The sequence below is a fragment of the Spirillospora sp. NPDC049652 genome, from assembly GCF_040675125.1.
In the GTDB taxonomy this organism is placed as follows: Bacteria; Actinomycetota; Actinomycetes; order Streptosporangiales; family Streptosporangiaceae; genus Spirillospora.
Map to the genome: position 1 here is coordinate 1 of NZ_JBFAOF010001017.1, position 2,455 is coordinate 2,455.

The window sequence follows — 2,455 nt, forward strand, 5'->3', positions numbered from 1 at the left end:
GCGAGCCGCGCGGCGAGGTCGTCGGCCGCCGGGGTGGGGATCACCCCGCGCGGCAGCCGCTCGAACAACTGCCGCCCGGTGCGCTCCTCCAGGGCGCGCAACTGCGTCGTCACGGTCGGCTGGGACAGCCCGACCAGCCGCGCGGCGGCGGTCAGCGACCCGGCGCGGTAGACGGCGAGGAACGTCCGCAACTGCGCCAGGTCCAGCGGACCACCGGAACTGCCATGGCTCACGCCGCCGAGCCTATGCGGCGACCGCCGGTGCGGGCTTCCCGCCGCAGGCCCCCGGCAGCGTGCGAGCGAACGTCCCCACGCTGCCGGCCGTCAGCGGTCCGGGGTGAAGGTGACGGGGAGGCGGGACAGCCCGCGCAGCATCCCGGGACGGCGCGGCAGGTCGGCGACCGGGACGGCGAGCTCCAGGTCGGGGAAGCGGCGCAGCAGGGTCGTCAGCGCGGTGACGATCTCCAGGCGGGCGAGCGCGGCGCCCAGGCAGTGGTGGATGCCGTGCCCGAAGCCGATCTGCGGGTTGTTCTCCCGGGACAGGTCGAGGACGTCCGGGTCGGGGTAGCGGGCGGGGTCGCGGTTCCCGGCGCCGATCGCGACCATGACCATCTCGCCGCGCGGGATGACCGTGCCCGCGATGGGGACGTCCTCCAGCGTGAAGCGGGCGACGCCGCGCGCGACCGGCCCGTCGTAGCGCAGCAGCTCGTCCACCGCGCGCGGGATCAGCGCCGGGTCGGCGCGCAGCGCGGCCAGCTGCTCGGGATGGGTGAGCAGCGCGACCACCGCGTTGGCGAGGAAGCACAGCGTGGTCTCGTGCCCGGACAGGAACAGCATGATCGCCAGGCCGACCAGCTCGTCGTCCGAGACGTCCTCGTTGGCGTGCGCGGTCACCAGGGCGCTCAGCACGTCGTCGCCGGGGTCGGCGCGCTTCAGCGCGATCTGCTCGGTGAAGAACGCGGTCATCTCGGCGCGGGCGGCGTCGGCACGTTCCAAAGTCGCGCCGTCGGCGGGCGGCATGGCGAGGCCGACCGACCAGTTCCGGAACCGCTCGCGCGCGAACGGCACCCCGAGCAGCTCGCAGATCACCGCGATCGGCAGCGGCATGGCGAGGCCCTCGACCAGGTCGCCGCGGCCGTCTGCGGCGAACGCGTCCAGCAGCTCGTCCACGATCTGCTGGACGCGCGGGGCCAGCGCGGCGACGCGGCGTGCGGTGAACGCCTTGCCGACGATGGCGCGCATCCGCGAGTGGTCCGGAGGGTCCGAGGCGAGCAGGCTCTCCATCAGGACGTTGCGCCGCCGCTCCGGCGGCAGCCCCGCGGTGATGCGCGGGGCCGCCTCCAGGTCGGCGGAGAACCGGGGGTCGTTGAGGACGGCGACGCACTCCTCGTAGCCGCTGACGACCCAGACGTCCACCTCGCCGCGCATCGTCGCGCGGTGCACGGGCGATTCGGCGCGGATCTCGGCGAGCAGCGAGTAGGGGTCGAGCCACTGGGCGAAGTCCCGGGGAAGGTCGAACTGCTTGTGCGTGGTCTCCGCGGTCAAAAGGCGGCCTTTCTGAGTGGAGGGGTCACGGGAGCGGCCGGGCGGGCCGGACCGCTTCGGCGCAGGACGTCCCGCGGCGCACGCGGTAGCGCACGCACGGCTCGCCGGATTCGAGGTCGATCTGCAGGGTGCGCTCCTCCGTCCAGCCCTCGAACCGGAACTCGCCCGAGCCGACGTGGACGAGCGCGAACAGCGGTGCGCCGTCCGCACCGCACAGCACGAGCCGTCCGTCCAGGACGCGCACCGAGCCGGGCACGTCGGGACGCGGTGTGCCGTCGTCGTCCTCCGACCAGTCGGGGAACGCGGCGGGCATGTCGAAAGCGCAGGTCAGCGCGGCGAGGTCGGCGGGTCCGAGCGGCTTCGGGCGCCGCGCGTACAGCACGTCCCGCCACGGCAGCCGGTCGCGGAACTCCGCCGGGAACAGCGCGAGCAGCTCCGGCGTCAGCCCGACGTCGATGACCAGGTGGACGCGCGGCTCGTCGCCGTCGTTGCGGACGTAGTGGAGCCGGTCGAAGTCGCCGAACCAGAGCCGCCCGGCGTCCCAGTGCCGCTCCTCGCCGCCGATCACCACGACCGCGCCGGGGTTGGTGATGACCGGGACGTGCAGCCGCATCGCGCCCCACCGGTAGCCGCACTTGCCGTCGCGGTGCTCGTGGCAGCGGGCGCCCGGCCCGAGCGCCATCAGCCGGACGGCCCGCAGCGGCGCCGGGATGTCCGCCAGCACCTGCGCCATGTAGGGCGCGCGCGCCAGGTACGGGGTGTCGGCGTGCGGGACCAGGCCGGCGCCGCCGGGGTCGGTGCGCTCGGGGTCGCCGCCGGGCGAGCGCAGCGGCAGGATCCGCCAGTCGATCTCCGCCTCGCGCCGCAGGCCGTCCTGGCCGTAGGCGCGCTGCGCCCGCCAGCCGAACTCG

At 74.9% G+C, this 2,455-nt stretch carries 3 protein-coding genes; all 3 read right to left on the minus strand.

Features of this window, described 5'->3' with window-relative positions; translation table 11 throughout:
• The coding region (locus AB0J52_RS36240) for a LysR family transcriptional regulator (RefSeq protein WP_500187430.1) at positions 1 to 233 on the minus strand (233 nt) is incomplete at its 3' end.
• 90 nt (positions 234 to 323) lie between these two features.
• A complete protein-coding gene (locus AB0J52_RS36245; RefSeq protein WP_500187431.1) occupies positions 324 to 1,544 on the minus strand; it encodes a cytochrome P450 family protein in 1,221 nt (406 codons plus the stop codon).
• Positions 1,545 to 1,569: 25 nt separating this feature from the next.
• Positions 1,570 to 2,455, minus strand: an 886-nt coding sequence (locus AB0J52_RS36250; protein WP_500187432.1) for an aspartyl/asparaginyl beta-hydroxylase domain-containing protein, incomplete at its 5' end; no start/stop codon positions are given.